At 33.7% G+C, this 25,695-nt stretch carries 31 protein-coding genes and 1 pseudogene; 12 read left to right on the top strand and 20 right to left on the bottom strand.

The window, feature by feature from the left end:
* The first annotated feature begins 31 nt into the window (after positions 1–31).
* From F985_RS10465 to F985_RS10450, 4 genes are all read left to right on the top strand, one after another.
* Positions 32–349, top strand: coding sequence for a carboxymuconolactone decarboxylase family protein (locus F985_RS10465; protein WP_004700718.1), 318 nt, complete (start codon positions 32–34; stop codon positions 347–349).
* Entirely contained in the window at positions 340–750 is a 411-nt protein-coding gene (locus tag F985_RS10460) for a tautomerase family protein (protein WP_004700716.1), read from the top strand. Before F985_RS10465 ends, F985_RS10460 begins: the two co-directional genes overlap by 10 nt.
* 598 nt (positions 751–1,348) lie before the next feature.
* On the top strand, positions 1,349–3,034 hold the full coding sequence (gene aspT, locus F985_RS10455; RefSeq protein WP_004700714.1) for an aspartate-alanine antiporter: 1,686 nt from the start codon (positions 1,349–1,351) through the stop codon (positions 3,032–3,034).
* A gap of 56 nt (positions 3,035–3,090) precedes the next feature.
* Positions 3,091–4,689: a bifunctional aspartate transaminase/aspartate 4-decarboxylase gene (locus F985_RS10450; RefSeq protein WP_004700712.1), complete on the top strand. Its 1,599-nt coding sequence runs from the start codon at positions 3,091–3,093 to the stop codon at positions 4,687–4,689.
* A 64-nt stretch (positions 4,690–4,753) separates the two neighbouring features.
* Here F985_RS10450 and F985_RS10445 read toward each other — a convergent pair whose 3' ends face one another.
* The 3 genes from F985_RS10445 to F985_RS10435 form a co-directional block, all read right to left on the bottom strand.
* Complete coding sequence (locus F985_RS10445) at positions 4,754–5,518, bottom strand: SDR family oxidoreductase (RefSeq protein WP_004700710.1); 765 nt, start codon at positions 5,516–5,518, stop codon at positions 4,754–4,756.
* A gap of 121 nt (positions 5,519–5,639) precedes the next feature.
* Positions 5,640–6,707, bottom strand: coding sequence for a bifunctional DNA-binding transcriptional regulator/O6-methylguanine-DNA methyltransferase Ada (gene ada, locus F985_RS10440; protein WP_004700708.1), 1,068 nt, complete (start codon positions 6,705–6,707; stop codon positions 5,640–5,642).
* Between the two features lie 78 nt (positions 6,708–6,785).
* Complete coding sequence (locus F985_RS10435; RefSeq protein WP_004700707.1) at positions 6,786–7,679, bottom strand: DMT family transporter; 894 nt, start codon at positions 7,677–7,679, stop codon at positions 6,786–6,788.
* 433 nt (positions 7,680–8,112) lie between these two features.
* Here F985_RS10435 and F985_RS10430 point away from each other — a divergent pair, with 433 nt between their 5' ends.
* The gene (locus F985_RS10430) at positions 8,113–8,694 is read left to right on the top strand and encodes a TetR/AcrR family transcriptional regulator (RefSeq protein ID WP_004700706.1); all 582 of its coding nucleotides are present in this window, start codon (positions 8,113–8,115) and stop codon (positions 8,692–8,694) included.
* 92 nt (positions 8,695–8,786) lie between these two features.
* Positions 8,787–9,215 carry a CRISPR-associated endonuclease Cas1 gene (locus F985_RS10425; RefSeq protein ID WP_004700703.1) on the top strand — a complete coding sequence of 143 codons (429 nt, stop codon included), beginning with the start codon at positions 8,787–8,789 and terminating at the stop codon, positions 9,213–9,215.
* A gap of 36 nt (positions 9,216–9,251) precedes the next feature.
* On the opposite strand, the gene F985_RS10420 is transcribed toward F985_RS10425, so the two are convergent.
* The 5 genes from F985_RS10420 to F985_RS10405 form a co-directional block, all read right to left on the bottom strand.
* The gene (locus F985_RS10420; RefSeq protein WP_025469105.1) at positions 9,252–9,806 is read right to left on the bottom strand and encodes a TetR/AcrR family transcriptional regulator; all 555 of its coding nucleotides are present in this window, start codon (positions 9,804–9,806) and stop codon (positions 9,252–9,254) included.
* 774 nt (positions 9,807–10,580) lie between these two features.
* Positions 10,581–10,769, bottom strand: a complete 189-nt coding sequence (locus tag F985_RS10415) for a hypothetical protein (protein WP_081401344.1) — start codon at positions 10,767–10,769, stop codon at positions 10,581–10,583.
* Between the two features lie 143 nt (positions 10,770–10,912).
* On the bottom strand, positions 10,913–11,383 hold the full coding sequence (locus F985_RS10410) for a hypothetical protein (protein WP_004700695.1): 471 nt from the start codon (positions 11,381–11,383) through the stop codon (positions 10,913–10,915).
* A gap of 96 nt (positions 11,384–11,479) precedes the next feature.
* A complete protein-coding gene (locus F985_RS25155; RefSeq protein ID WP_004700692.1) occupies positions 11,480–11,629 on the bottom strand; it encodes a hypothetical protein in 150 nt (49 codons plus the stop codon).
* A gap of 226 nt (positions 11,630–11,855) precedes the next feature.
* Positions 11,856–12,167 carry a hypothetical protein gene (locus tag F985_RS10405; RefSeq protein ID WP_004700690.1) on the bottom strand — a complete coding sequence of 104 codons (312 nt, stop codon included), beginning with the start codon at positions 12,165–12,167 and terminating at the stop codon, positions 11,856–11,858.
* 424 nt (positions 12,168–12,591) lie between these two features.
* Here F985_RS10405 and F985_RS25900 point away from each other — a divergent pair, with 424 nt between their 5' ends.
* Positions 12,592–12,744: a hypothetical protein gene (locus F985_RS25900; RefSeq protein WP_004700688.1), complete on the top strand. Its 153-nt coding sequence runs from the start codon at positions 12,592–12,594 to the stop codon at positions 12,742–12,744.
* A 226-nt stretch (positions 12,745–12,970) separates the two neighbouring features.
* On the opposite strand, the gene F985_RS10400 is transcribed toward F985_RS25900, so the two are convergent.
* Positions 12,971–13,210 (bottom strand): hypothetical protein, encoded by a 240-nt coding sequence (locus F985_RS10400; protein ID WP_025469103.1) that lies wholly within the window; start codon positions 13,208–13,210, stop codon positions 12,971–12,973.
* 149 nt (positions 13,211–13,359) lie between these two features.
* Positions 13,360–13,581: a hypothetical protein gene (locus tag F985_RS10395; protein WP_004700684.1), complete on the bottom strand. Its 222-nt coding sequence runs from the start codon at positions 13,579–13,581 to the stop codon at positions 13,360–13,362.
* A 260-nt stretch (positions 13,582–13,841) separates the two neighbouring features.
* Here F985_RS10395 and F985_RS25995 point away from each other — a divergent pair, with 260 nt between their 5' ends.
* Positions 13,842–14,075, top strand: a complete 234-nt coding sequence (locus F985_RS25995; protein ID WP_004700678.1) for a hypothetical protein — start codon at positions 13,842–13,844, stop codon at positions 14,073–14,075.
* Between the two features lie 15 nt (positions 14,076–14,090).
* On the opposite strand, the pseudogene F985_RS0104280 reads toward F985_RS25995, so the two are convergent.
* From F985_RS0104280 to F985_RS10380, 3 genes and pseudogenes are all read right to left on the bottom strand, one after another.
* Positions 14,091–14,285: pseudogene (locus F985_RS0104280) on the bottom strand (LpxL/LpxP family acyltransferase); the annotation flags it as partial.
* A gap of 68 nt (positions 14,286–14,353) precedes the next feature.
* Positions 14,354–14,746, bottom strand: coding sequence for a hypothetical protein (locus F985_RS10385; protein WP_004700676.1), 393 nt, complete (start codon positions 14,744–14,746; stop codon positions 14,354–14,356).
* A 401-nt stretch (positions 14,747–15,147) separates the two neighbouring features.
* Positions 15,148–15,603 carry a hypothetical protein gene (locus tag F985_RS10380; RefSeq protein ID WP_004700675.1) on the bottom strand — a complete coding sequence of 152 codons (456 nt, stop codon included), beginning with the start codon at positions 15,601–15,603 and terminating at the stop codon, positions 15,148–15,150.
* Positions 15,604–16,054: 451 nt separating this feature from the next.
* On the opposite strand from F985_RS10380, the gene F985_RS25990 reads away from it, so the two are divergent.
* A complete protein-coding gene (locus F985_RS25990; RefSeq protein WP_025469101.1) occupies positions 16,055–16,288 on the top strand; it encodes a hypothetical protein in 234 nt (77 codons plus the stop codon).
* 39 nt (positions 16,289–16,327) lie between these two features.
* On the opposite strand, the gene F985_RS10370 is transcribed toward F985_RS25990, so the two are convergent.
* The 7 genes from F985_RS10370 to csuAB all read right to left on the bottom strand — a co-directional run bounded on the left by F985_RS10370 (position 16,328) and on the right by csuAB (position 22,977).
* Positions 16,328–16,846 carry a hypothetical protein gene (locus tag F985_RS10370; RefSeq protein WP_004700672.1) on the bottom strand — a complete coding sequence of 173 codons (519 nt, stop codon included), beginning with the start codon at positions 16,844–16,846 and terminating at the stop codon, positions 16,328–16,330.
* Positions 16,847–16,959: 113 nt separating this feature from the next.
* The gene (gene csuE / locus F985_RS10365; protein WP_004700670.1) at positions 16,960–17,979 is read right to left on the bottom strand and encodes a Csu fimbrial tip adhesin CsuE; all 1,020 of its coding nucleotides are present in this window, start codon (positions 17,977–17,979) and stop codon (positions 16,960–16,962) included.
* Complete coding sequence (gene csuD, locus F985_RS10360) at positions 17,976–20,474, bottom strand: Csu fimbrial usher CsuD (protein ID WP_004700668.1); 2,499 nt, start codon at positions 20,472–20,474, stop codon at positions 17,976–17,978. Before csuD ends, csuE begins: the two co-directional genes overlap by 4 nt.
* Entirely contained in the window at positions 20,471–21,304 is an 834-nt protein-coding gene (gene csuC, locus F985_RS10355; RefSeq protein ID WP_004700667.1) for a Csu fimbrial biogenesis chaperone CsuC, read from the bottom strand. The genes csuD and csuC overlap by 4 nt, the downstream gene beginning before the upstream one ends.
* Complete coding sequence (locus F985_RS10350; protein ID WP_004700666.1) at positions 21,298–21,813, bottom strand: Csu type fimbrial protein; 516 nt, start codon at positions 21,811–21,813, stop codon at positions 21,298–21,300. The genes csuC and F985_RS10350 overlap by 7 nt, the downstream gene beginning before the upstream one ends.
* 4 nt (positions 21,814–21,817) lie before the next feature.
* The gene (locus tag F985_RS10345) at positions 21,818–22,366 is read right to left on the bottom strand and encodes a spore coat protein U domain-containing protein (RefSeq protein ID WP_004700663.1); all 549 of its coding nucleotides are present in this window, start codon (positions 22,364–22,366) and stop codon (positions 21,818–21,820) included.
* A 74-nt stretch (positions 22,367–22,440) separates the two neighbouring features.
* Positions 22,441–22,977, bottom strand: a complete 537-nt coding sequence (csuAB, locus tag F985_RS10340; RefSeq protein WP_004700661.1) for a Csu fimbrial major subunit CsuAB — start codon at positions 22,975–22,977, stop codon at positions 22,441–22,443.
* 584 nt (positions 22,978–23,561) lie between these two features.
* On the opposite strand from csuAB, the gene F985_RS10335 reads away from it, so the two are divergent.
* From F985_RS10335 to F985_RS10325, 3 genes are all read left to right on the top strand, one after another.
* A complete protein-coding gene (locus F985_RS10335; RefSeq protein WP_004700660.1) occupies positions 23,562–24,200 on the top strand; it encodes a TetR/AcrR family transcriptional regulator in 639 nt (212 codons plus the stop codon).
* A 201-nt stretch (positions 24,201–24,401) separates the two neighbouring features.
* The gene (locus tag F985_RS10330) at positions 24,402–24,803 is read left to right on the top strand and encodes a DoxX-like family protein (protein WP_004700659.1); all 402 of its coding nucleotides are present in this window, start codon (positions 24,402–24,404) and stop codon (positions 24,801–24,803) included.
* 35 nt (positions 24,804–24,838) lie between these two features.
* Positions 24,839–25,672 (top strand): SDR family NAD(P)-dependent oxidoreductase, encoded by an 834-nt coding sequence (locus F985_RS10325; protein ID WP_004700658.1) that lies wholly within the window; start codon positions 24,839–24,841, stop codon positions 25,670–25,672.
* Positions 25,673–25,695: the final 23 nt, after the last annotated feature.

Here is a 25,695-nt window from a genome sequence, read left to right as displayed (position 1 = left end):
AGCAACAACAGCATCAATGTTGAGTTCTAAAATGTTCAGAAAAATTGATATTCATAATTTGGAAATGATTTCGCCCAAACTTTATGAGTTCGGCAAAGACTATTTATTTGCGGATATCTGGCAAAGACAGATGCTTGATACTCAAACACGTTGTTTTATTACGATCACTGCGCTTGTTTTACAAGGGCGTTATTCGCAGCTTGAATGGCATATAAAAAATGCCTTAACTGAAGGCATCACAAAAGAACAAATTATTGAAGCCATTACCCATATTGCTTTTTATGCAGGCTTACCTACGGCCATTTCAGCACTAGAACATATGCCAGAGGAGATATGGTCATGCCCATGATTCGCTTTACAACCAGTTATGCATATACAGATCATGAAAAAGCTCAGATATCGAAAATTGTGCAGACTTGTATGGAAAGTTATTTTGATACTCCCCCAAATGATTGCTTTCATTTCTTTGAGCACTTGGCTCAAGGCAATATATATGTTGATCCTGATTACTGGGTGGAATCTTCCCGCACTGAAAAATTCATGCTACTATACATCACTTCTGGTAAAGCCAGAACAGCTCAGCAAAAATCAGATTTAATGCAGCATGTAACAGCACAGCTCCATCAAAAATTTAAGATTCCAGAGCAAGATATCATGTTTGTGATTGTGCAAAATAGCCCAGAAGATTGGTGCTTTGGTCATGCGCATCGAGCAGATATTTACTTAAAAATGTTAGCTTCGAAACAGTAATTTCAAAGTTTTAAATCGCTATAAACCACTATTTTAACGTAATAAATATTTTTAAATATCAAGCTTCCATAACACGAAGCTTTTTATTTAAAAATGAAAAACCCTCAAGTTGAGTTTATATTGCTTCTTTAAAATAAGTCTTATTATGAAGATTTATTTAAATGTATTCCAAATATATTGAAATTTAAATTATGCTATCTAGTTAACAGAAACTCATTTTTAAGTAGATTATTTTTTAATTTGAATAAAAACCATTACTTAAACGACAGCAAAAAATATTAAATCACCATATATCAATAAATTACAAAAAACATATGCAAAAAAATTAATTCAAAGACAATTTTATTTCATAAAATATTCTTTATATTATTGTAAAAAATTTTTACCTTACATTCAAAACCAAAGCTGATTTAATCACTCAGAATTAGTGACATACATACATCACAAGCACTTTAAACGACTTATTTTCTATAACTAAACTTAAGAAAATCATTAGACTTGAAGGTTTGCTTAAGTAATTTTCATATAGTATTTTAAAAATGAAAAATAAATAAATTTATATATTAAAGATAGATCTAATAATAAAAGTGAGATCAAAATGATTGAATGGTTACAAGGTGTTTTAAAACATAGCCCCGAAATATTATTGTTCTTATCACTCGCAATTGGCTTCTGGATTGGACAGTTCCAGTTTGGAAAATTTCAGTTTGGTGGAGTCGCAGGCTCCCTACTTGTAGCAGTCGTTCTAAGTCTTATTGGTGTACCTGTTGATAACGGCGTTAAAGCAATTTTATTTGCGCTCTTCATTTACGCGGTAGGCTTTGAAAGTGGACCCCAGTTTTTTAAATCACTTGGTCCACAGTCTATAAAAGAAATTCTTTTAGCCGTATTTATGGCAGTGTGTGGTTTAGTCACCGTTTTAGTCATGGCTAAAATTTTCCATCTCGATAAAGGCTTGGCTGCCGGACTCGCTGCTGGTGGCATGACTCAATCTGCGATTATTGGTACTGCCGGAGATGCCATTTCTAGACTCGATCTGCCTCTGGCTGAGATTCAAAGACTTCAAGCAAATGTCGCGATTGGCTATGCGGTGACTTACATTTTCGGTTCTTTGGGCGCAATCATTGTATGTGTAAATATCTTGCCTAAATTTATGGGTAAAGAAATTCACGACGATGCTCTAAAAGCTCAAAGTGAACGACTTAAAGGTGCTTTTGAACTCGCACCGGGTCAAGAACTGGCAATGCCGGAAATTGTTGGACGTATTTATAAAGTTAAACAAGCCAATGGGCACACTATTGCGGAACTTGAAGCAAAAGAAGCAAGCATTACGATTGAACGGTTAAAACGTAAAGATCAGTTTATTGATGTTGCTCCTGAACTAACCTTACAAACAGACGATGTGGTATTGCTGGTCGGTCGCCGTGCCAGTGTCGTTTCCGTAGCCGAGCAAATCGGGCCCGAATTGCAATCATCGCAGGGTATGGAAATGATTATGGATACCAGCGATGTCATCTTAAGAAATTCCAAATACATTAACCGCACCTTAGGTGATATTAAGGCCAATACTCCAGCCTATTTGAAGCACGGTATTTATGTACTTGCGATTAAACGTAACGATGAAACTCAACCTTTAAGTGACGATACCGTTTTAAAACAAGGTGATGTCGTTACTGTCTATGGTACAAAAAGTGACCTCGACCGTTTAGTGAAAGAAGCTGGCAAAGCCTTACCTGAAAGCCTAAAGACAGACTGGATTTTTCATGGTGCAGGTCTTGTCGTTGGTTTAGTGATTGGTCTTTTTGTGATTCGTTTAGGCGATGTGCCATTAACGCTTGGCGCTGGCGGTGGTGCTTTACTGTCGGGTCTTCTATTTGGTTGGATTCGTAGTAGAAATCAGGTGCATGGCAATATGCCGTTAGCGGCTTCACAGCTTCTTAAAGACTTAGGGTTGGCGGGCTTTGTTGCAGCGGTTGGCTTACAATCAGGTTTACAGGCCATTCAAACCATTAAAGAAAGTGGTCTTTCACTCTTTATGATTGGAGTAGTTGTAACACTGGTTCCGTTGCTGCTTTCTATGCTGTTTGCTCGTTATGTTCTGCGTTATAGCAACGTTGCGGTAATGGCTGGAGCGCTATCTGGTTCACGCAGTGCAAACCCTGCTTTTGGTGCCATCTTAGACAAAGCAGGCAACTCAATTCCGACTGTTCCTTTCGCAATCACCTATGCCCTTGCAAATGTGTTCTTGACCTTACTCGGACCACTAATCGTAGGTTTAGCCTGATTTTATACATTGAATTAGAAATTTTATTCATCTCACTATAATTAAGGAGACGTCCCATGGGGAAAGTCGATTATTCTAAATACGCAAAACTCAGTCCATTTGAACTGAAAGATAATTTAATAGAATTAGCTCAAAGCCGAACTGACCGCATGATGTTAAATGCTGGCCGAGGCAATCCGAACTTTCTTGCGACTATCCCACGCCGAGCATTCTTTCAACTAGGTCTGTTTTCGGCAACCGAATCCGAGTTTTCGTTTTCTTATATGCCAGAAGGTCTAGGCGGCTTCCCTCGCCCTGTTGGACTCCAGTCACGTTTTGACAACTTCATTTTGGAAAACCGCGATAAACCGGGCGTTGTCTTTTTAGGTAAAGCCGTATCTTATGTACGCGACCAATTAGGCTTAGATCCAGATCTTTTTTTACTTGAAATGGTTGAAGGTATTCTGGGCTGTAACTATCCCGTACCAGACCGTATGCTCCGAGTAAGTGAAACGATTATTAAAGAGTACGTCTTACGAGAAATGGGCGTACAAGGTATGCAAAAAAGAGACTTAGATTTGTTTGCTGTTGAAGGCGGAACAGCCGCAATGGCCTATATTTTTAACTCATTAAAAGAAAATAAAATTATTAAAAATGGCGACCGCATTGCGATTGGCAGTCCTATTTTTACGCCATATCTGGAAATTCCGAAACTTAATGACTACCAACTTGAAGAAGTGCTCATTGAGGCAGACCCTAAACTCGGTTGGCAATATCCAGAATCGGAGCTTAGAAAGTTAGAAGATCCGTCTATTAAAGCATTCTTCTTAGTCAACCCAAGTAACCCGCCATCGGTAAAAATGAGTGATGAAGGTCTTGCGATTTTGGCGGATATTGTCAAAAAACGCCCCGATCTGATTATTTTGACCGATGACGTTTACGGTACTTTTGCCGATAACTTCAAATCACTTTTTGCGATCTGTCCTGATAACACCATTTTGGTTTACTCATTCTCTAAATACTTTGGTGCGACTGGTTGGCGACTTGGTGTCATTGCACTTTCAAATAACAATGTGCTTGATAAACAAATTGCGAACTTATCGAAAAAAGAGAAGAAAGAGCTTGAAGAGCGATATTCATCTTTAACTACAGACCCATCAAGTATTAAGTTTATTGACCGTTTAGTTGCAGACAGCCGTAATGTTGCTCTAAACCATACTGCGGGCCTGTCTACCCCACAACAAGTGCAAATGGTTTTATTTGCATTGTTTAATATGATGGACTCACGCCAAAGCTATAAAAAAGCGGTCAAATCTGTTGTACGTGAACGCGATGCAGCACTGTATCGACAACTTGGTGTTGATGTTCCAACAGATCCAAATGCGGTGGACTACTACACTCTTGTTAACCTTGAAAACACCTCACGCACTCTCTATGGTGATGAGTTTGCCGACTGGGTAATGAAAAATAAAAATCCGACCGAGCTTTTATTTAGAGTAGCCGATGAAACAGGTGTGGTTTTATTACCGGGTTCTGGTTTCGGTGTACAGCACCCTTCTGCCCGTGCGTCATTGGCTAACCTTAATGAATACCAATATGCTGCTATTGGTGACTCTTTAAGACGCTTCGCAGATGAAGCTTATGCCGAGTATTTAAAAACCAAAAAAGGAAAATAAGTACATATAAAAAGTGAGGCTCTAGCAGCCTCACTTTTTTACGACCTATCTATTCATTGTTTATTTAGGTTTTACAGATAGTCACTCCACCATCGGCGAGTACAGCACTGCCTGTAATAAAGCTTGCATCATCACTCACTAAAAAGAGCGCCACTTTTGCAATTTCATCGGGTTCTGCTAAACGTTTCATCGCATGTATGCTTTTTACAAACTCTAGAACTTCTGGCGAAGAAGCGGCCTCTTGACCCATTGAAGTATTTGTTCCACCGGGTAAAAGTGCATTTACTCGAATGCCTGAGGTTGCATATTCTGCTGCCATTACTTTGGTTAGACCAATGAGTCCTGCTTTGCTTGCAGCATAAGCCGCCATTTGAGGAAACCCGATATGATGCCCCACAAAAGATGAGGTAAACAGGATTGAGCCATATTCCTGCTTTAACATGACTTTAAGCTGCTCTCTAGCCGACTGAAACGCACTGGTTAAATTATTCTGAAGGACATAATTCCAATTTTCATCGGTTGTGTCGTGAGTCAGTTGATATTCTCCCAACAGGCCTGCGTTATTAAATGCAATATCTAACCTGCCATAATATTGCGTAGCCATATCAATTGCTCTTTGCATGGTTGTAGGGTCATTAAGATCCCCTGCAATAAAATGCGCAACGACTCCGTCTCGATTCAAATTATCGCAAAGCTCTTTTAAAACACGCTCACGGCGTGCAACCAGAATAACTTTCGCCCCTTCGGCTACAAATAGCGATGCGGCACTTAAACCTATACCTGAACTTGCACCCGTAATAATAGCCACTTTGTCTTTTAATCTGCTCATACTCACAATTCCATCTTGATTAAATTGATGGATATATTTTGAGTAACCCGAAGAAAATAGACTCTCTGATTCTTGCTGTTTTGAAAAAATTACCTATATAAAACAGCCTACTAAAACAATTTTAGTTTCGTGCCAGTTCTGCTTCTTTCTCTAATAATGCACGTTTACGCTCCACGCCCCAACGATACCCAGAAATAAAACCATCATTTCGAACAACACGATGACATGGAATAGCAACAGCTAACATGTTTGCTGCACACGCCCCTGCAACAGCCCGAACCGCTTTAGGTGAACCTATCTTTTGGGCTATATCGGAATAACTTGCTGTCTGCCCCGCAGGAATTTCTTTCAAGGCTTGCCATACTCTTTGTTGAAATGCAGTCCCTTGAATATCTAGTGGTAAATCTAATCCGATTTGTGGCGCTTCAATAAACCCGACAATATGCGCAATCAGTTGCTCAAACTCATCATCACAGCCAATTAAATCGGCTTCAGGAAATTTATCTTGCAAATCATTTAAAAGCTTTTCAGGGTCATCACCTAGCAAAATTGCACAAATGCCTTTCTGACTTTGAGCAACTAAAATGTCTCCTAAAGAGCACGCTCCTATGGCGAAAAAAATACGTACACCCTTACCGCCAGATTTCCATTCTTTCGCTGTCATACCTAATAGCGAATTTGAATTTTCATAGAACTGACTATTTGAATTAAAACCTGCATTAAATATTGCATCAGTCACACTAATATTTTCGTCTAGGTTGTCTCTTAGCTTTTTACTTTTATGGGCATCGGCATAGCCTTTAGGTGTTAGGCCTGTAATTTGCTTAAAAACTCGGTGAAAATGATATGCGCTCATTCCTACATGATCTGCCACATCTGATAAAGACAAGTTTTCTTCATGTAGTTCGATGTATCTACAAGCTTTCTCGATTTTCTCTACAAGCTTTGGATCGTGTGCATTTGAGAGTCTGTTTTGTATTTTTTGGCTTGCTCGATAACCATTTTTCTCGGCTTGCGCGACGCTCTCAAAGAAAACTACATTTTCTTTTTTAGGCAGTCTTTTGGTACTTGATGGCAGACAGTACATACCTGAGGTTTTCACGCCATAAACAAAATATGCATCAGCTTCTGCATTACGATCAACAATTGCTTGCCATCTATCTTCGTCTGTTATCCACTGATTTTTCATTTTGCTCACCTCAATTGCAATTTAATATTTAATGACTTATTTTCGCAACTTTGTTGATAAGCAAAACTCTTCGTATTGCTATTTTAATCTTTTCAACGCAAAAACATTCCAATGCAACTTTACTCCGAGCACACCCAATAAAATTAAAGCTGCACCTAAAATTTGAGTATGGGTCAGCACATGATCAAAGAAAAAATAATCAATTACTATGGTCGATATAGGATAGATAAAAGATAATATCGCAATGTTATTTAAAGGTATTTTCTTAATTGCCGAGTACATCAAATAATAAAGAAATGCTGTGTGTAAAACCCCTAACACAAGTACAAACAGCCATTGTTGGCCTATCGGTGGATTTGCAAAAACCGATATAAACGGAGTCATAACAATGGCTCCACTTAAGGTTTGTATAAGCACAATTAATAAAGGCGGCGTGTTAGTTAGTTTTTTAGTCATTAGAACCGATATTGAGTACAGTGTAGTAGCAACTAAAACCAGCCCCAAACCGACTAACTGATTAGAGTTCACCGAGGCACTGCCCAAACCAATAATTACAATTAGCCCAGCAAAAGCAACTAGGGTCCATAGCACATCATTTTTATTTAGCTTTTCATGAAAGACCAAAGCCCCTAAAAATAAAATCACAAACGGGTTTACGTGATAAACAATCGTGGCTAAAGAGATAGAAGTTTTAGGAAAAGCAGCAAACAGCAGAACCCAGTTAAAAATAATAAGTAAGCCCGAAGTCACCATTAGAAATAGTTCTTTTTTGCCAAAATATACTTTTTTAAAATGACCATAAAACAAACAGATGGGTATTAAGCATAAGGCTGATATAAGGCAGCGGAAAAATACGATGTTAATTGGTGATTGACCTGATTTAATCACAAATAGGCCAATACTCCCTGAAAGCAGCATAGCTACGACCATTTCAAGTGTGCCGACTTTTGTTTTTAACTTGTGTTCATCCACAGCTTTCTCCAATAGTTTTATATCTTTAATTATTCGGCTCATTTATGTTTATCTAACTGAGTAGATTTTTTTAAGGTAAATCTTTTTAGTTTCAGATATATAAAATTTAAATTATTCAGTTATTTAATATAAAAAAATAATATATCTTACTCATTTAAACTTTAAGAAAAAAACAACTATTTAAGAATTTATCTGGAAAATAGAGACATACCGAACGATGTGCCAAATGAAGCAAAAATCTCTAAAATTTGATAAATCTTATTAAATTAAACATTAAATTTTTATAGATTAGATCATAATCCAAGATATGCGGTTAAATACATACAGTTCTGTCTTTCTTTTGTTTAAATTTCAACCATATCGACTAGTCTAACAGTCCCTCTATCAACTAAAATACCAAGCTTAATTCTTCAACAAAATGCAATAAGCCCTTATGAATGCACAAATAAAATTAAAAAAACCATCAAAACGAGAAATTATTCTAAGAACAGCAACTCAGCTCTTTATTCAGGAAAGTTATATTGCTGTCGGTATAGACCGAATTATTGCTGAATCTGATATTGCCAAAGCGACCTTTTATAAACATTTCCCATCTAAAGAAGAATTGGTGGCCGCTTGCCTACAGGAACTAAAACTTGATATCCAGATTGCGGTAGAAGAGCAAATATCTGCACGATCAGTTCCTTTAGAAAAATTAGAACAACTCTATATGTGGTATATCAATTGGGTAAATCAAAATGGTGCCAGAGGGTGTCCATTTCATAAAGCACGAATGGATGTAGGAAGCTTATATCCAACTATTCATGTCGTGCTAGATGAATATCGAAATTGGTTATTTGACACTACCAGTTCTATTTTTAAAGAATTAGAAATAAAGGATCCTATAACGCTCACTCATTTATTCCTCTCTCTCCTCGATGGCTTGATTAATGCGTCTGTTTGCGAAGAAAATCCAATTGAACCAGAGAAAACGTGGAACTATATCAATACATTAATTGAGCTAGAGACAACCTAACTGGAAATCCAACCCTGTATTTTCTAAAGAATTGAATTTAAGTGAAAATTTAATCTCAGAAATATAAAATTTAATTTATTCAGTTATTTAATATGAAAATTAATTTTGACGTTAAATTTGTTTCTGGTTTAGTAGGTTCATTAAATATTCAAGTGATACCTATGGACCTCGATAGAAATGAAAATTGTATCGGCTCTATAGTTGTTGATGAAATTGCTTTTTCACTCGTTGAAAATTTATTTAACCGAGATAAAGAAAAGTTTTTTCATTGGGGAAATACTTTTATAGACTCTGAAAATATCAAAGAAATTATAAAAGATTTATATAAGCTTCATTCATTTATAAATCAGTTAGATAAATACGATAAGACGTTAAAGCTCATTTTCGAAAAAGAAACAAAATGGTTTGCAAATCACTTCAATTTTTTTAAACCACAAGCTCTCAACATGATCATAGAAATTACCAAATTTCTTGAGAGAGTCGAAAACAAATATGACGGCATTACCGTAATAGGTATTTAGCAACCCAAGCTCAATAGCTTGGGCAGCAATGAGTTGTTAGATTACCCTCATCAAATAGTAATCTAACAACTTAGTTTGTTCTTCAATTTTATCTGAAATTAAAAGCCTCAAAATTGCTCCATCTATCATAAATACCAACAACTCAGCTTCTGTATATGAAGCCATTTTTTTAGTTTCTGCTATAAGGCAGAAAATCTCATTTTTTAGCCAACGTCTATAACGCACAGCACTTTGGTAAGCATGAGGATAAAGTAATTTAGTTTCAAAAACCGCTTTAAACAGTAGGTAATAAGCGCTATTTAAGTCGGCATGTAAAAGATAAATTTGCCTGAGTTTATTAGTCAAAGTGGAATATTGGGTTATTTCTAGTACCTCTCTTACTTTTTCCATGAGCGTTTCTTTTTGCAGTAACAGGCATATTTCAATAAGGCCTGCTTTTGAGTGAAAATAGTTGTAAAGCGTACCTTTTGCAATTTTGGTTTCTTTAGCAATCAGGTCTACGCCTACATTATGGAACCCATGTATCGTCATGAGTTGAATGGTAGTTTGAATTACATGTAGTTTTTTGGAAGATGTTTCTAAATTTCGCATAGTTTTACCGCTTAAAATAATTTTTTGTTGTATAAAAAAAGAGATATAAATACCTTCACTCTTAAAATGAGTGCTAAATACAGGCATAAGAAAGCCGCACAATAATGGTGTGCTCGCCTATCTCGGTTTTATTGTGGCTATGATTTTTGGTCGTAACGATTCTTAAGGCGTAGAAAACCTAGAGTCGATTAAACCGTTTTATAGACTTCTTAAGCGGTATGGGCAGAGAGAATTTGGCAAAGGCCAATGAAGAAGAATTAGTACGCATGTGCGAACTCCTTTGGGTAATAAAGAAGTTTCACCATATTACTGTCAAATAATGGTGGCGAAACGAGAGAAGGTTGACAGACTGATACCCAAAAGATCAGCACACCCGAAGGTGTCCCCCTCCCGTTCCGCCGCAGAGGGGGCACGCAGGGATGCCCACAAAAAAGAAATTCTTTTTCGTGTGCTTTGGGTATCCGACCTGTCAAAGTCGGCTGGCAATGTAGGCCAGCAGGCAAAGAATAGTGCTCTACCCTATTACAGTCAAGCATACAAAATGACATTTGTTTTAATTTAGAGCATTAAAAAAGTAAGCTAAATAATTAAAATTTATTGTTAAATTGGGGTTTATAAAGTGATGATCTGTACGGGAATCTATAAACTACCAGCAAGGAGATACTCAGTCTAAAATTTAAACAATATAAAATAGATCATTTAAAGCCAGATTAGATAACACCTTATTGTTATCTTTGAAAGTTAGTGTATTAACAAATATGATTTCTTTATTAATTACCGAATATAGAGGGGATCTTCTTCAACAAAAAAGATCTCACCCGAAGAAGGTAAAATCCATTGATAAGTTCCTTCTATTTTCTTCATTTTTTCTTTAAAACTATTATATATCGCTATAAGGTTATGTTTTTCATCATATTCTCCTATATAACCATGATCCTTTTCTTCATGAAACTCTCTAAACATTTTATGCACTTTAACAGCTCTACGTTCCATAACCGTTCTCCTTTTTTATTATCAATAAAATTATTATGATCTCTTTTTATTTTAAATTCAAAAAAAGCTCTAAGATACATTACAGAAATACCACTTAAATATTTATTATAAATCTAATATTTATCAAACCTAAATTTTTTCATGTCATATGGTATATCTAGCCTCACACTCCACAGGCTTAAGTTTTCACTAATTATAACCGCATCAACTTCAAAAGCATCCCTTTTATTAAAACCTTTTATTTTCAAAAAATCAGAAAAACTATGAGCATTTATTTTATTAAGATATCCTACTCTTAAAGTATCAATATATACTGCTATTTTATATGTTTCTTTTTCTAGACATATTACAGCATTTTTAAAAACAGTAACTCTATCACCATCTTGCTCACCTACTAAAGTTATTAATTCTTCCTGATATAAAGTTACAACTATTTCATGCTCAAAAAAATTTTTATTTTCAGTAAATATTTTTCCAGCTATTTTTATAGTTTTCTCAGGCAACTCTAAATAAACTTTTGAAAAAAAATTAATTAAAAAATAAGCACCAATAACTAAAAAAACAATTACTATAATAAAAAACATTTCAAAATATTCCTCTTAATCTTAGAAATTGGCAAAAAGAATAGAAACTCTTTCTACCAATTAATATTTTAAGAAAAAATAAATTTTATAATAATATTATTTTTTCTGATTTTTATCATTTTGATTTAATTTTTCTAAATCATTCTGATCAGGACTTTTAGGAACAAACTCTTTACCATCTTGCTGCTGCTGTTGTTGCTGTTTTGATTTTTCTTGATCATTTTTAACTTGGTCATGTTGAGACATTAGAGTCTCTCCTATTTAATGATGTGCAGATGATTATCTAGCACTTACTGACAATATTCCCTTTATACCAACTTAGATACTATACAAATGTATCTAAATGTCATCACCTTGTTTATTATTAAGATAATTAATAATTATATTTTTTCATTTTAATTTTCAACAATCTACAAAATTAATAAAATTTTAGATAAAAAACTCTAAATTAAAATTCTTATGGCTATATATTTTATTTTCTTTCGGCAGAAATACTTTTTATAAAACTCGCCAACCACATAATATACTCATGTTTGTTATCTAAACTAGGCAGTAGACTTAAATCTATTTTGACAACACGTTCTTTCATTGGTCTATTTAAGCAGTTTTCAAAATCAATATTACTATACATCAACCTTAATTGATGGATAGCAGCTTCTTTTTTTATCTCAACTAGTAGCTTATTAAGATAGTCGACTCTCCCCTTATTAGTCTGATTTTTAAAACTAATATTCCTATAAACACTTTCAGCAACATCAAAATATTTTTTTACTTCAGTATCCATATTATTTCTCATTTTTAAATTTAATCTAACTAAGTATGCATTATTTATCTAAAAATGTATCTTTAAGTTGTTCAAATATATTTACAAGTAAGTAGTTAAAGACTTTTACACTTCAAAAATTTCAACCTCATGTTTTATATCATTAAATAAATTAAAAACCCACACATTTAAATACATTTTCTAAAATTATTTATTTTCAAAACTCATAAAATAAAATATTAATTTATATGTTACATCCTGTATTTCATTAAAAAGTGTTTTTTCATATATATCAACACTCAAATTAATTTTTAGAAACATTATGTCGATAACTAACCTATTTTTAGAACATATCACTACATAGTGTTCTCACAACTACCGCAATGTAACTAAATTAAAGGGCTAGTATAAAGCTTCCTTACTACTATTATTAAAGAAGTTTAAAATGTCTGATTTTAAAGATTTTTCAAAAAAAGCAACTCAAGAGCAAAATAATTTCAACCCTAAATCAAACGCGGATAAAATTGAGAAACCTATTCAACCCACTGAAAATGACACTCCTTTACCAGAAAACAACGAGAAGGAAAATAAACATTAAAATTAATTAAATATACTCTTTATTTAATATAAAAGCCCTATTTAATATAGGGCTTTTATATTAAATATTTAAAAAAATTCATTGATTTATTATCATTTCTTTTCACTCATCTAAAATCTATCAACTATTTTTAAAAAAATAGAATTCAATATTTTTAAGTTAATATTTTATTTCTTTCAAATTTATTCAAAACAAATTATTATTTTTAGCAATATTTACTACTTATTCAATTTGGAAACTGAGTTAAATCCTTTAAGTTAAACTCTGGCTCTATATGTGTTTGGATCAGTAAAATCAGCTCTTCATTAACTTGTCTAATTAGCAGAGCCTGTAATCGACTATCTTCAATTTCATCAAGCAACCGAATAATAATATTTCTAAGCCATTCACACTCTAACTCCTTTTCAGCATTTTTTTGAGTTAGATATTTTAAAAGTTTATCTCTTTCAATTAATTGATCACTCATACCCATACCTACAACCTACTTTATTTTTTATATTACAATTCAAAAAAGAAAAAAGCATTAAGTTTTATGTATAGAGAAATTTCAAAAATTAAAATTATTAAAAACTAATTCTATATTAATTAACTTATTTTCCGACATGTACATTTAATTTAAATATTTTCAATATCTATTAAATATAATTCAATTTTCTTTTGAGCTTCAAAAAAGTCTATTTCTTTACTAATCCAAAATGAAAAAATTTGACCATTTAAATGAAAATACTCTTTAGTATATTCGGAAAAACAATCAGAATAGTGATTCTCTACTTTAAAAAAGCTTTGATTATCATATCTTTTTTGACCATTAAGTAGGCCACCAATACAAATATCCATTTTATACCAAAAATTATTTAAAATTGACTATAACACACATACGCTTATTGTTTTAAAAGAGTTGTTATTTTTGATAATTAAACGTTAACCAAAATATTTAAAAATTTGTTATATCTAGTTAATTTTAAAAGGAATAAAAATTTATAGCATATGATTTTTAATAAATTAACTATGAATAATATTAATTTTTTAAAATATTTCTTTTTAGAGAGTGTAAATCTCTATATGCTGTAATGAACCACTTATAGAAAATTATTCCAATGTCCCAGCAGACCCTGCTACAAGAGCTAAACGCTCGAATTGAATATTACTCTACAAGAACCGACTATCCCTTACATAGAATTTTGGTTGGCTACCGTGCCTATGCAAAACTCATGCTATGCTCATCTTTCTCAGATGAAGTCATGAACTCTGCACTTGATCCAAACAAACGAAAATATAAAAAGTTAAAAATCAAAGTCACCAAAGATGATAACCAACTCGATCTTGAATAATGAAAGCAAAATCTATCAATAGAACTTTGTCTCACCGAAAGGACGAATTTTAAATTGTCTGTGCAACCACATGTATTGTGTGGGCGCGATTCGGATCTGATTTTCAATAATTTTATTGACGTGCTCAGCATCATTTACTTCGCATTCACTTGGAAAGTTTTCAAGTTTAGGTGTGACTAGTCCATTGTATTGAGGATCTCTAATATCCCCAATAAAACAAATAATCAAAAATTAATTCAATCTTAGTAACTAGAATTAATTTAAATAGTATTTAAAGTCTAATTGACTGCTTTTGAATGTTTTTTTAAATTCGATGATATATCATTAATTTGATTACATGCTGTTACTGCATGCACTAATGGAGCTAGCTTGTTTAAAAGCTCAATCAAGCTCGGCATATTATATGCAACAAAATAATCGACATTTGCTCCTACTGGGCAATATTCAATTAAATATTTGGGCAGTCTTGAACCATTTTGTAATTCATATACTTCAATTGGATTTCCCAGTATTGAATCATCTATTTGATAAACTCCATATTTTCCAAAATATCCAAGTGCAATTATAGCTTTAGATATATCATGCTCATTAAATAAAGTGAGATAAGCGGCAAGAAAATTATGCTGTTGAATCCAACCCTTTTTAAAATGATATCCCCATATTTCGTTCATTACACACCTCACCAACTTAAAAAGTAATAGTGACCTATGCTATAAAAATTAACATACCTCACTGTAATATTCAGTTGTGAGAAAGTAATATCAGATTCCCTTCTTGATCAGTTCATAGCACATTAACTGTGAGAAAATCCTAAGTTTTGTTATTAGAATAAATAAAACTTTAAAAAGTCTTTTCTCTTTCAATCATATGTAAAACAAAAAAGCCAATTCTTTCGAATTAGCTTAATTACAACAGACCAGCTTTACTTGAAAATTGCTTTTTGATTTTGTTGTTCGCAACAATCTTCATCTTTTCTTTTTATAAGCTTAAATTAGCTGTTCATTATGACAAGATGATTAAAAAAAAATCGCCCGAAGGCGATTATTGAAAAATTGAACCTTTTATAACACTTTTACTTTCCCATCTTTTTTGTAAAAGCTTGAGAGTTAAAGTATTCGGTTATTTCTTCACCCTGATTTTCAGTTTTTTCATCTGGCAAAGCCACTGAATCAAACTCTAGTCTTAAACTAATAAACTCAGGAATAAACTTCTTAATTGGAGGTGGAGTTTTAGGTCCGCCTTCAGTAATTTTTTCAATAAATCCCGCCAACCATAAAACATACTCATTTTCATGATTGAAATGCGGAATTAGGCTTACATCTATTTTTACATTACACTCGTTAAGTGGTTTGCTAAATAGTTCATTAAAATCAATATAGTTGTACTTAAGTTTAAATACAGTCCCAACGATTTCTTTGCGGATAAATGTCATTAGATGATTAAGATTTTCAATGGTATCTTCTGTGAAGAGCTCACTGTCTTTAACTTTCCTATACACACTTTCTGCAATCATCAGATATTGAGGCATTAAAGTATCCTTATTTACTAAGTGGTATTTGGAGCGCTTTTTAGGTAAGTATGATTTATGTTATGTAACAACTTGTAAATATATGAAACATCATGTAAGCATTGTTTATTTTAAGTTAATATATATTTCCAATAATTTTATATTTCTGACATTATATTTATTAAAATTATTTTATATGAATAAAATCAATTAGTTAAATTTTATTTTTTTAATTTAATCATTTAATCGTAAATATAAATGATTCAAAAAAAAATCTAACTTTTTATAGTTTTTTTGGTCTTAGTAAAGCAAAACTAAGACTCAAACATTCTATCTAAAAATGAAAAAATTCATACATTTAATTAAAAGTGAAAACTATATCACATTTCAAACAAATTAGTATTTTGACTACATATTCCACTAAGCCTATAATTCTATTATGCTTGAATTAACAAATTGTTAAATATGTATGATGGAACAGCAAACTTTATTACAAGAACTGAATTCTCTCATTGAATACTATTCAAAAAGAACCGATTGCCCACCTACGCGAATACGCATCGGCTATAGAGCATATGCAAAACTCATGCAGTGCCCTCCCTTTGCGGATGAAGTAATGAACTCGGCACTAGATCCAAATAAACGTAAATATAAAAAGATAAAGATTAAAATTACCAAAGATGATGACCAATTAGAGCTTGAGTAGTTATTTCTTGCAAATATCTCAAATTAGTTTGTATCTACCTTAAAAATTTCGTTTTAAGATTTCTATTTCTTCGGCTGTAATATGAGTTAGTAGTATTGATGATAGCTCTTTATTAGAGTTCAAACCAAAATACAATTCTTCATTTTTAAAATAAAATATTGATTTTTCATAATTTAAAAAATTTAATACTAAGTAATCTAAGCCTATAACTAATTGTAGTTCACAACCAAAATCATCTTTAAATATGCTTGAATAATCCTCAGACATTATATTCCAATCTGAGACATCAAATTTAGGTAAAAAATTTTTCACAGGAAATGTAAATTCAAAATTACTGCTATTTTTCAATATATTACTATTGTTTATTGATACAAGAGTAATATGAATTACCTCGCCAGTGTTACTTAAACCTAGTTCAAATAAACAAGTTTTTCCATTTCCACATCGCCAGTATAGATCAGCTAATCTACTGTCAGTGAATTCAATAGAAAAAGGAATGTATGAATCGATGCTAGTCAAAATATGCTTAGGCAGTTGCTTATCAGACATAACTAACATACATCATCCCTATCGTTCTAAAGTTAAATCCTAAAATAATTATTTGATTGTAGACTAATTTTCAAGAAAAAAAGCCCATGAACTGAGCTTTTATCTTTTATACAAAACAGCTTTTAAAACTCGACTTGTACTGTAACCGTATCTTGATACGTTCCCGCTGGTGTGGTGTCTGCATTTTCATCTATAATTTTTGTGGTAAACACATAGCTCTGCTGCGTCACCCCGTTATGTACACCGGGATTAAGAGTCGCATTTAAACTCGACCAACGCTCGTTACCACTTCCCCATCGGTCATTCGATGAGTTTTTGAAAATATCGTATTTTAAATAAGTATTTCCCGTTTGTGACTTCATAGCACGCTGGTTACCATTTTGCGGAGAAAGTCCATTATTTAAACTTACATAATATGGTGTATTTACAGAGCAACGTATTCCCATAGATGACTGCACAGGCTCAAGCTTAGAAGCAAAAGCTGCCGTTCCAAAGTTTACGTCTTGCGTTAAAATTCGGCAGTCTGGAAGCACAGTAATGGAAAGTGAACCAAGCGAGTCCGCTCCACTTCCCCAGTTAAAACCAATTCCTAATGCCCCACGTCTAAACCCTGGGCTTTCAAAAAAGACCCCAATTCCAATAATTGCAACTGCCGGTACAGAATAGAACCATTTTACTTTCAATGGTGAGTCAGCCTGATACACACCCGGAGACACACTTTGCCCAGCAGGAAGGCGGATATAGAAAGGCAAATTGCCATCTGGCCCACTAAAAAGATTGACCAGCGTAAAGCTACTCATGTCTTTTTCTTGGCCTAAGCTAATGATTTCATTATTACTATCTAAAATAACAGCATTGAGTTTTTCTCCAGTTTGAGCATTGGTAAATGAATTCGACATTTGCTCAACCCGATATTTTAAATAAGTCATGTTCGCCAAAGCCAAGCTAAAACCCGTACATGACAAACCTGAATTAAACTGTGAAGAGTTTTCACCGTTTTCTGTTAAATAGATTGATGGAACCGAAATAGAGGATGAACCCGAAGCACTCACGCTACAAGCAGCATGAGTCAAATTTCCAGCCAGCATCAATCCAGAAAACATGCCTAAATGGCGAAGTAATTTTTTTGTTTTTATATTCATGGTAAAGATACCTCATGACACGTAACAGGCTTAACCACCACAATCTGTTGCTTGGCTTGTTCTACATCTACAGAAAAGTCTGCTTTACAAATGCTTTGATCCGAACGTTGAACCGTCACGGTGTTGTTCGGTTTTAAATTTTCTAAATAGACAATGCCATCCATTCCCACATAAGAAGACTCTTGGTCAGCTCTATGCACCACAGAACCAACAGGCATAGGTTTGCCGTCCGCTTGAGTTAAATAAACGTTGGCAGCAATAGACTGATGAACTGGGAACTTAATCACAACACCCGAGCCGCGTTTAGCAGCAATGCGTTGTTCAACTTGTGTGATGGTGAAGTTTGAAGGTAAGTCGATTGGGTCGACGCTGTATTTACCCGAATAATAAGGCGTCACCGATGGCACAAAAATATGGCCTTTTTTATTACTACGACCAATTAAACTGTTTTCGTATCTAACCAACACATCTGGTACTTGGTTGGTATCAATCAAGGCAAACGAATCACCTAAACGGTTTGAAGCAAATACTTCACCCGCCATATAAATAAGTGAACCTGATAGACCAAACCAGTAGTTATAGTCATGGTTTCCAGACATACCAAAGTCGGTATTGATATAACCATTACGGTAATTGATGCGTGCCTGATTTAAATCTTCACTATTTTCATTATAACGTCGGGTTAAATCGACACCGAAACCACCTTCAGACGGTACAGAACGGTTGAAATTAACATAGCCCGTATCGCCCTGTTTATTAAATGCATAACCCGAGTTTACAGTCGCGTTTCGTTGGAACAGTGGTATCGAAAGCTGGAATGCAGCACTCCACTCTTTTTCGATAAAGTCACGGTTGGCACTTAGTGAAACGGTTACGCCATTCATATAAGTCGGTAAAACAGGTGCCCATGACAAGTTTAAAAAGCGGTTTTTAAAGTCATTTGCTTTGGTGTTGATATAACCCACACCGAAGGTGCCTGAGTTTTTGGTAGCAAAGTACGTATTGGCCGTTAAGCTTTTATTACTATTGACCGAAATTAAATTGCTATATTGCAGCCGTGAAAGATCGGTATATTCATCATCACGCTGGTTATGGTTAATGCTAAAACCAAACCTATTACGGTTATAGCTGTACCCGACTGTATATTGCTTGCCCTCTAAGTCTTTGGCTCGATCTTCAGACATAGACTTATCGGCTTTACTCTGGCTAAAAGAGGCACTCAGCACACCTAAGTTTGCAAGCTTGAGTACAGACCCAGCACCGAATAACTGTAGGTCTGAAGAAAGCTCAGTACGCCCTTCTAAGGTAAACCAGTCATTTACCCCATAACGGGCATCGGCTGCACTTGCAAACTTTCCATAGGAAAAATTCTTCAGTCCGTAGTCTTCTCGAATTTTTCCTAAAGACAATGAGTAGTCAAATAAGCCCGGTTTTAACAATGTATTGGAAATATAAAAAGGAACGGCTGTTGCGACCTGTCGCCCGACTGCATCGGTTGTGACGACAACGGCTTCACCTTTACCATTAATAAAGGGAACGTTGTTTAATATAAATGGGCCAGACTGTACTTCCGTTGAGCTGGTCTTTTGTCCATTAATAATTAAATCGACTGTGCTTGGTAAAGCAGCTTGTCCAATAAACTGCGGTAAAGGATAGGTAATTAAATCTGGTCGAGTTGAATAGTTTCTTTGTACCTGAAAACCACCCAGACGAACTGAACTTCCCCAAGTCGTTTTACTACCCGTAATAATGTCACCTAGCACAAAAGACGTGGCGTTATTCTGGTTATCAAATTGCCAAGACGTGTCATAACGACGGTAACCGTCATTGTCTAGAGACTCGGCATTACCTTCATTTTTATATTGGTTTTTGACATACACACCAGAGTTTTTAATCACTCCTAACGGAGAGAAAAAGCGCTGTTCTGTAAATAAACTGCTAGTTGAGCCACCCTGATGCGGTCTATAAGTATAAAAATCATAGTTATTGAGCAGCCCTATACCCGACTGAGCAACGACAGGTTTATACCATGAGTCTTTACCCAAAACTTGGGTCGGCATCCAAGCAGGTGGAAAGTTAAGCTTAAAATATTGGTTTGATGATTGATATTCATAGCTTACATCTTTCAACTTATCTAAAGATATCCAGTCATTCGCATCGCCACTAAACCCCAAAGTTAAAACATCTTGATTGGTTAAAGTAGTCTCGTTGTTGGTCAATAGTTCTTGAGGAATTTGAATTTCCAAATCATTTATTAGCTTGTTTTTTTGTATAAAGTACTCATCATTTTTAACAATAACGGGCACAACTTGCTGAACTGAATATTGGTTTACCACCAAATCTAGATACAGCTTAAACAGTTGATTAATTTCGTTAATATCTTTTGGTGGTGGGGGTAAATCGCCAGCCAAAGCAATATTTGGAATATTTAAGCATCCACCCGACAACAAAATTAGTAAAATACTTTTGCATAAATTATTATGCCGAAGGATCATGTTGGATCCTCCATTTTAGTGATTTCGATCAACTCTTGTTTTATGCCTGAGCTATCAACACCATAAATTTTAGATGTTTTTAATAACTCATTTGCAGTCGACTTATCGATAGAAAACTTTACGGTACTATTCGATAAAACATAGCCAAAAGCAGCTTTCCCTAAAGAAATATCATTACCAGTTTTTGAAGTTTTAAGCGCCGAAAGACGTGCAAATTTTTGGCCATTATTTTTCAGATATAGCTCAGACTGGCCTTGGTCATTATTGCGGACTGACCACTGTAAAACGGGTTTGGCCAAAGGATTTTTTGCATTGGCTTTTTGGCTTTCTTCAGTTAAACCACTACCAATACCCTTTCCATAGGCAAATAATGGAATTGAGTAACGCATTTGGAAACTCACTTTAGAAGCGTCTTGCTCGTTTCCATCAGAAAGGCGAATCGGCAATTCATCTACAATCAAACGATATGACCGTTCTTTGCCATCTGGCAAATTGGTACTTTTAGTTAAACGAAGCATATGCTTCTCGCCTGCTTTAATTTTAGCTACAGGCGGGCTAGGTATAATGTCTGATTGCTCACTATAATTATCTTTTAAGCCATCTTGATTCCATTTGAATACCCGAACTTGCACCATCGCATCGGTCTTGCCTGTGTTTTGAAGCCAAACTGCGGTCGCTTTTTCATTGGCTTCTATTTTTGGATAAATGGGCCAAATTAAAAAAGTCGCTTGCGCCATCACAGGCGTCACAAGTGATAATGTACTTGCAAATAAAAAAGATTTTAAAATGCTATTTTTAATAAATGCAGAGTTGTTCATACAAATCACCATGTAATCATTATTGAAACAGTATCTTTATAAATTCCGGCGGCATGTGATTCATTATTATTTCCTAAATCAACCACACCATATATTTCAAAATTTACAAGACGGTTTGTTGGAGTAGTTGTAGGTAATAAATATTTATTACCCACAATATATTCAGTTGTTAAATTACTTGAGTTATACAACTTATAAGATAAATAATTAGATGATGAGTTCTTCATACGTCTAATATTATTATCAAGATTTTCACCACCATCAATAGAAATACTCACCGGTAAATTTTCAGTACAACGTATATTCCATGAGTCTTTACTATTTATAATATTTGAAACTACTTTATCTTTTGATAAAGCTGAGTATTGACCAAAATTAATACTTTGCTCAATATTATCTATTGAACATCCATTTTCAATTTTAGCTTGAACTTTGAAGCTTGAACTTAATTGAGGATCTGCTGCGTAGATACACTGACTAACTGACAGCAATAATATTGCTTTCAAACAAAAGTATTTCATTTTCTTAAAACTCAATCGTAATCGGCACTATATCTGTATATTCACCCTTAGATATACGACTACCATCATGGGTGGCTTGGCCATAAATATCGATATTTTTCTTAGTATTCAAATCATTAAGAATAAAAACATCGTTTGCTCTAACAACTTGTTTGTTTAAACCATAGAGCAAGTTATAAGCAATAAAATCTCTACCATTACTTAGAGCATGATAATAATTTTGTGAAAAATTAGTGGGAACTTGACTGTCATTATTTCCAGCTCCAAAAGTTATTTTTAAAGTTGAAATACCAGAGCATTCAATCTGTAGACCTGAGTTTCCATTATTAATTAAGCTTGATTCTAATATTCCATTAAAACCTGTCGTAGCATCTCCAAAATCAATAGTTCCTAAGTCTAAGTTTGTAGAATTATTTTCAACAATTTTATTATTAATAGAACAAGAAGGTAAAAGTTCAATTTGCGTTGTTAGTTTTGCTCCAATTTGTCCAGCATTTACTGAAGTAAATAATGAGTATAAAATTATAAATACTGAACTACGATTAAATATCATTTCCCCTCCATCTCAAACAGGTTTACTTATATTGAAGTAAACCTGCTACTCAATTAATTATTTCTTTTTTATTTTTAGAAATTTACTGTGACTAATAGAGTATCTTTATAATCACCTTGCGCTTTTGCTGTGCCAGTATTTGGAGCAATTGCACCGAAAATTGGAACGGCTGTTGCTTGACCGCTCACAGTGCTAAATTGTTGTGGTTGATTCACAACATAAAGGTTAGTACGTGCAGCATCACGGTAAACGTTATATGCAACTACATCAGCAGAAGCTGTATTTTTCAAAGTACGATCAGTACGCTCACCACCATCAATTGCAACTGTAAAATCAACAGGATCTGTGCCATCACAAGTCACAGAAATGTTGCCACCTGTTGCTGCTGAAGCAACTTCAGCTGTTAATACGTTGTTCCAAGTGCCAGAAGTTTTACCAAAATCTAAAGTACCAAACTTGTTCATATTCCCTTCAGTTTGACTACCACCTACAGTACAGCCTGTTGAGATATTTAATTTAACATCAACTTGTCCAGTAACAGCCGCTTGAGTATTTACTGCATAACCAGCAACTATTAATGCTGCAAGAAGTGATTTCTGAATGTTTTTCATATTCATAACCTACATATATAATGATTAGTTTTGTAGAACAAAATGAATCAAACTCGATAAATAAAATGCGAACAATTTGTTTTACATATAAAACAAACTACCCTTTACTATTGTGTGATTCTTTTCACAATTTAATAACAATTATTTAACTTGTATACACATATTACAAAAAGACTATGTTGATTTATTTAAACCACATTTTTTATTGTCTGTAAAAATAGCCAATTAAATACCCACCCCTACTTTATAAAATCAAGGAAAATATATAAAAAATTAATATCAAAAATCATATAAAAATTAGTCAATATGCATTCAAATACAATTATTTATAATTCATCCAAATTCCACATTTATCTCCAACCATTTAAATAGGTCATATGACCTATTTAAACCAGAACTAAACAAAATAAAATAAGTCACCTGACCTATTTTTTTGGTTTTAATTAAGTCAATTGACCTATATTAAAAAAACAATAGGTCATATGACCTAATTTTAGTTTAATAGAATTTAAATATTTTATTTATATTTTTCTAATTTCATGGTTTAGAATGCCTTTTTTTAAATAGTACTTACAGGCTGGATAATGATCAAAATTGATACCTTTGATACTATACAAATTAAGAAGTCCTTTACCACACTAAAAGGACAAGAAAGAATAAAGCAAATCTTAAAAAATGCTGAAATAGTTTTTCTAACCAAAGGTTATTCTGGCTTTAGTATGAGAGGAGTTGCTACACAATCAAATATTAGTTTAAGTACCTTGCAACATTATTTTCCCAATAAAGATATTTTATTACAGGCTTTACTTAATAAACTCACTTGTGACTACATACAAAGAATTGAAATTTTAATCAACTTAAATGCGAATGAACCACCTTTACATCGTTTTATGAATATTATTACCAATATAATATATGAAATAGAACAACCAATTATTACCAATACATTTAAGGAGTTTTTTTCAATTTCAGATCATTTACCTTATGTATATGAATCATTGTCAACTATACAAAAGTATAATCTTGAACTTATATATAAGATTATTCTACCCATTCATAATGAAATATCATCAGAAGAATATAAAGAAAGAGCCATTATTATAATTACACAACTCAATGGATATTTAGTTCAGCATTCGAACAAGAATACAGATGAATGTTATAAAGAATTTCTAAGAAATATAGTTTTAAAAAATATATCAAGATTAGTGAGTGAACCATAAGATTAAAAACATAGGAGTCATTTCTCCTATGTTTTTAATATAAAATCAGAATATAACATTTCGATCACTTCCTGCATTACTTTAAAAAATAAAAATGATTAAAAAACAGACTATAATTATTTTAGTTGAACAATAAATTAAATAGAAAGATAATAACTTTAGTAATGAAAATTTAACTTTTTAAAATTTTAGAGAACTTTAATGAATAATGCTAAAGAATTAAAACTTATAAACTTTGTGTTAGCCTTCCTGTGGATATATCAGGGACTTGTCCCTAAAATAATTTTTATTAATGCTGATGAAATTTTTGTGTGGCAATCAATAGGTCTTTCTTTTGAATATGCAAAGCTTGCAGGCCGTGCAAGTGGTTTAGGAGAAATTATTTTTGGTTTATTGTTTGTATTTATAAACCAAAAATATATTCACTATTTAAGTATTTTGGGGTTGTTGGGTCTATTGCTTTTAATTGGTTTTCTCATACCTTCAACGCTGATCTCACCTTACAACCCTATCGTCATGAATATTTCGATGATAAGTTTATCAGTCATCTATCTGCTTTTATTAAAAGAGCAAACGACTTATTTGCATAAAACTGCTCAATAACAGCCTAAATTTTTTAAAATTATATAGAGATTTCAATGAGTTTATCAAACCATGAAGTTGGATGTGTGGTGATTACTGGAGGCACTAAGGGTATTGGTTTAGCACTCGCCCACGCGTTTTTAGAGCTTGGATGTTCGGTTGTGATCGCTGGCCGCAACTTAGAGTCTATTAACCACGCACTTAGTTATTTAAAAACTCATTTCAATAAAGAAAAGTTCACTGGCCTATGCTGTGATGTCACACAAATATCAGACCTACAAAACCTATGGGATGTTGCCATACAGCATTTTGCTCAAGTCAATGTATGGATTAATAATGCAGGAAGCTGCCACCCTACCAAGGACTTTGTTGACCTTCAATCCGATGAATTAAACGCAGCCATTTCTACCAATATTTTAGGCACAATGCTTGGTTCTCAAGTCGCTTTAAAAGGCATGCTCAAACAAGGTCATGGTCAAATCTTCAATATGGAAGGTTGGGGAAGCAACGGCGAATGGAGTGCTGGTATGACTGCCTACGCTACAACTAAAAGAGCGGTAAGTTATTTTAGTAAAGCACTTTATAAAGAGACTAAGTCGACCTCTATTTTAACTGGTACTCTCAGCCCAGGCATGGTGGCAACCGACTTGTTAGTTTCGTCTTGGACAAATGGCAACGTACAAAACTGGAAAAAGATGAAACGCTTATTTTTCTTTGTGATTGACCCACCTGAGGTTGTTTGTGCGTATTTAGCAAAACAAATTCTTCAAAACAAAAAAACCAACCGACGCATCGCGTGGATGACGCCTTGGAAACTTTTCCTTAGATTTTTACAGCCGTATTACTGGCGCAGAAACCCGGTTAAAGGCACGGCGTTAGAGCATCTATAGGTGGGTTTAATATGATTAACCAA

It is taken from the genome of Acinetobacter seifertii (assembly GCF_000368065.1).
Lineage (GTDB): Bacteria > Pseudomonadota > Gammaproteobacteria > Pseudomonadales > Moraxellaceae > Acinetobacter > Acinetobacter seifertii.
The sequence above is the reverse complement of the archived record's forward strand: the minus strand, read 5'-3'. Positions and strand labels throughout refer to the sequence as shown.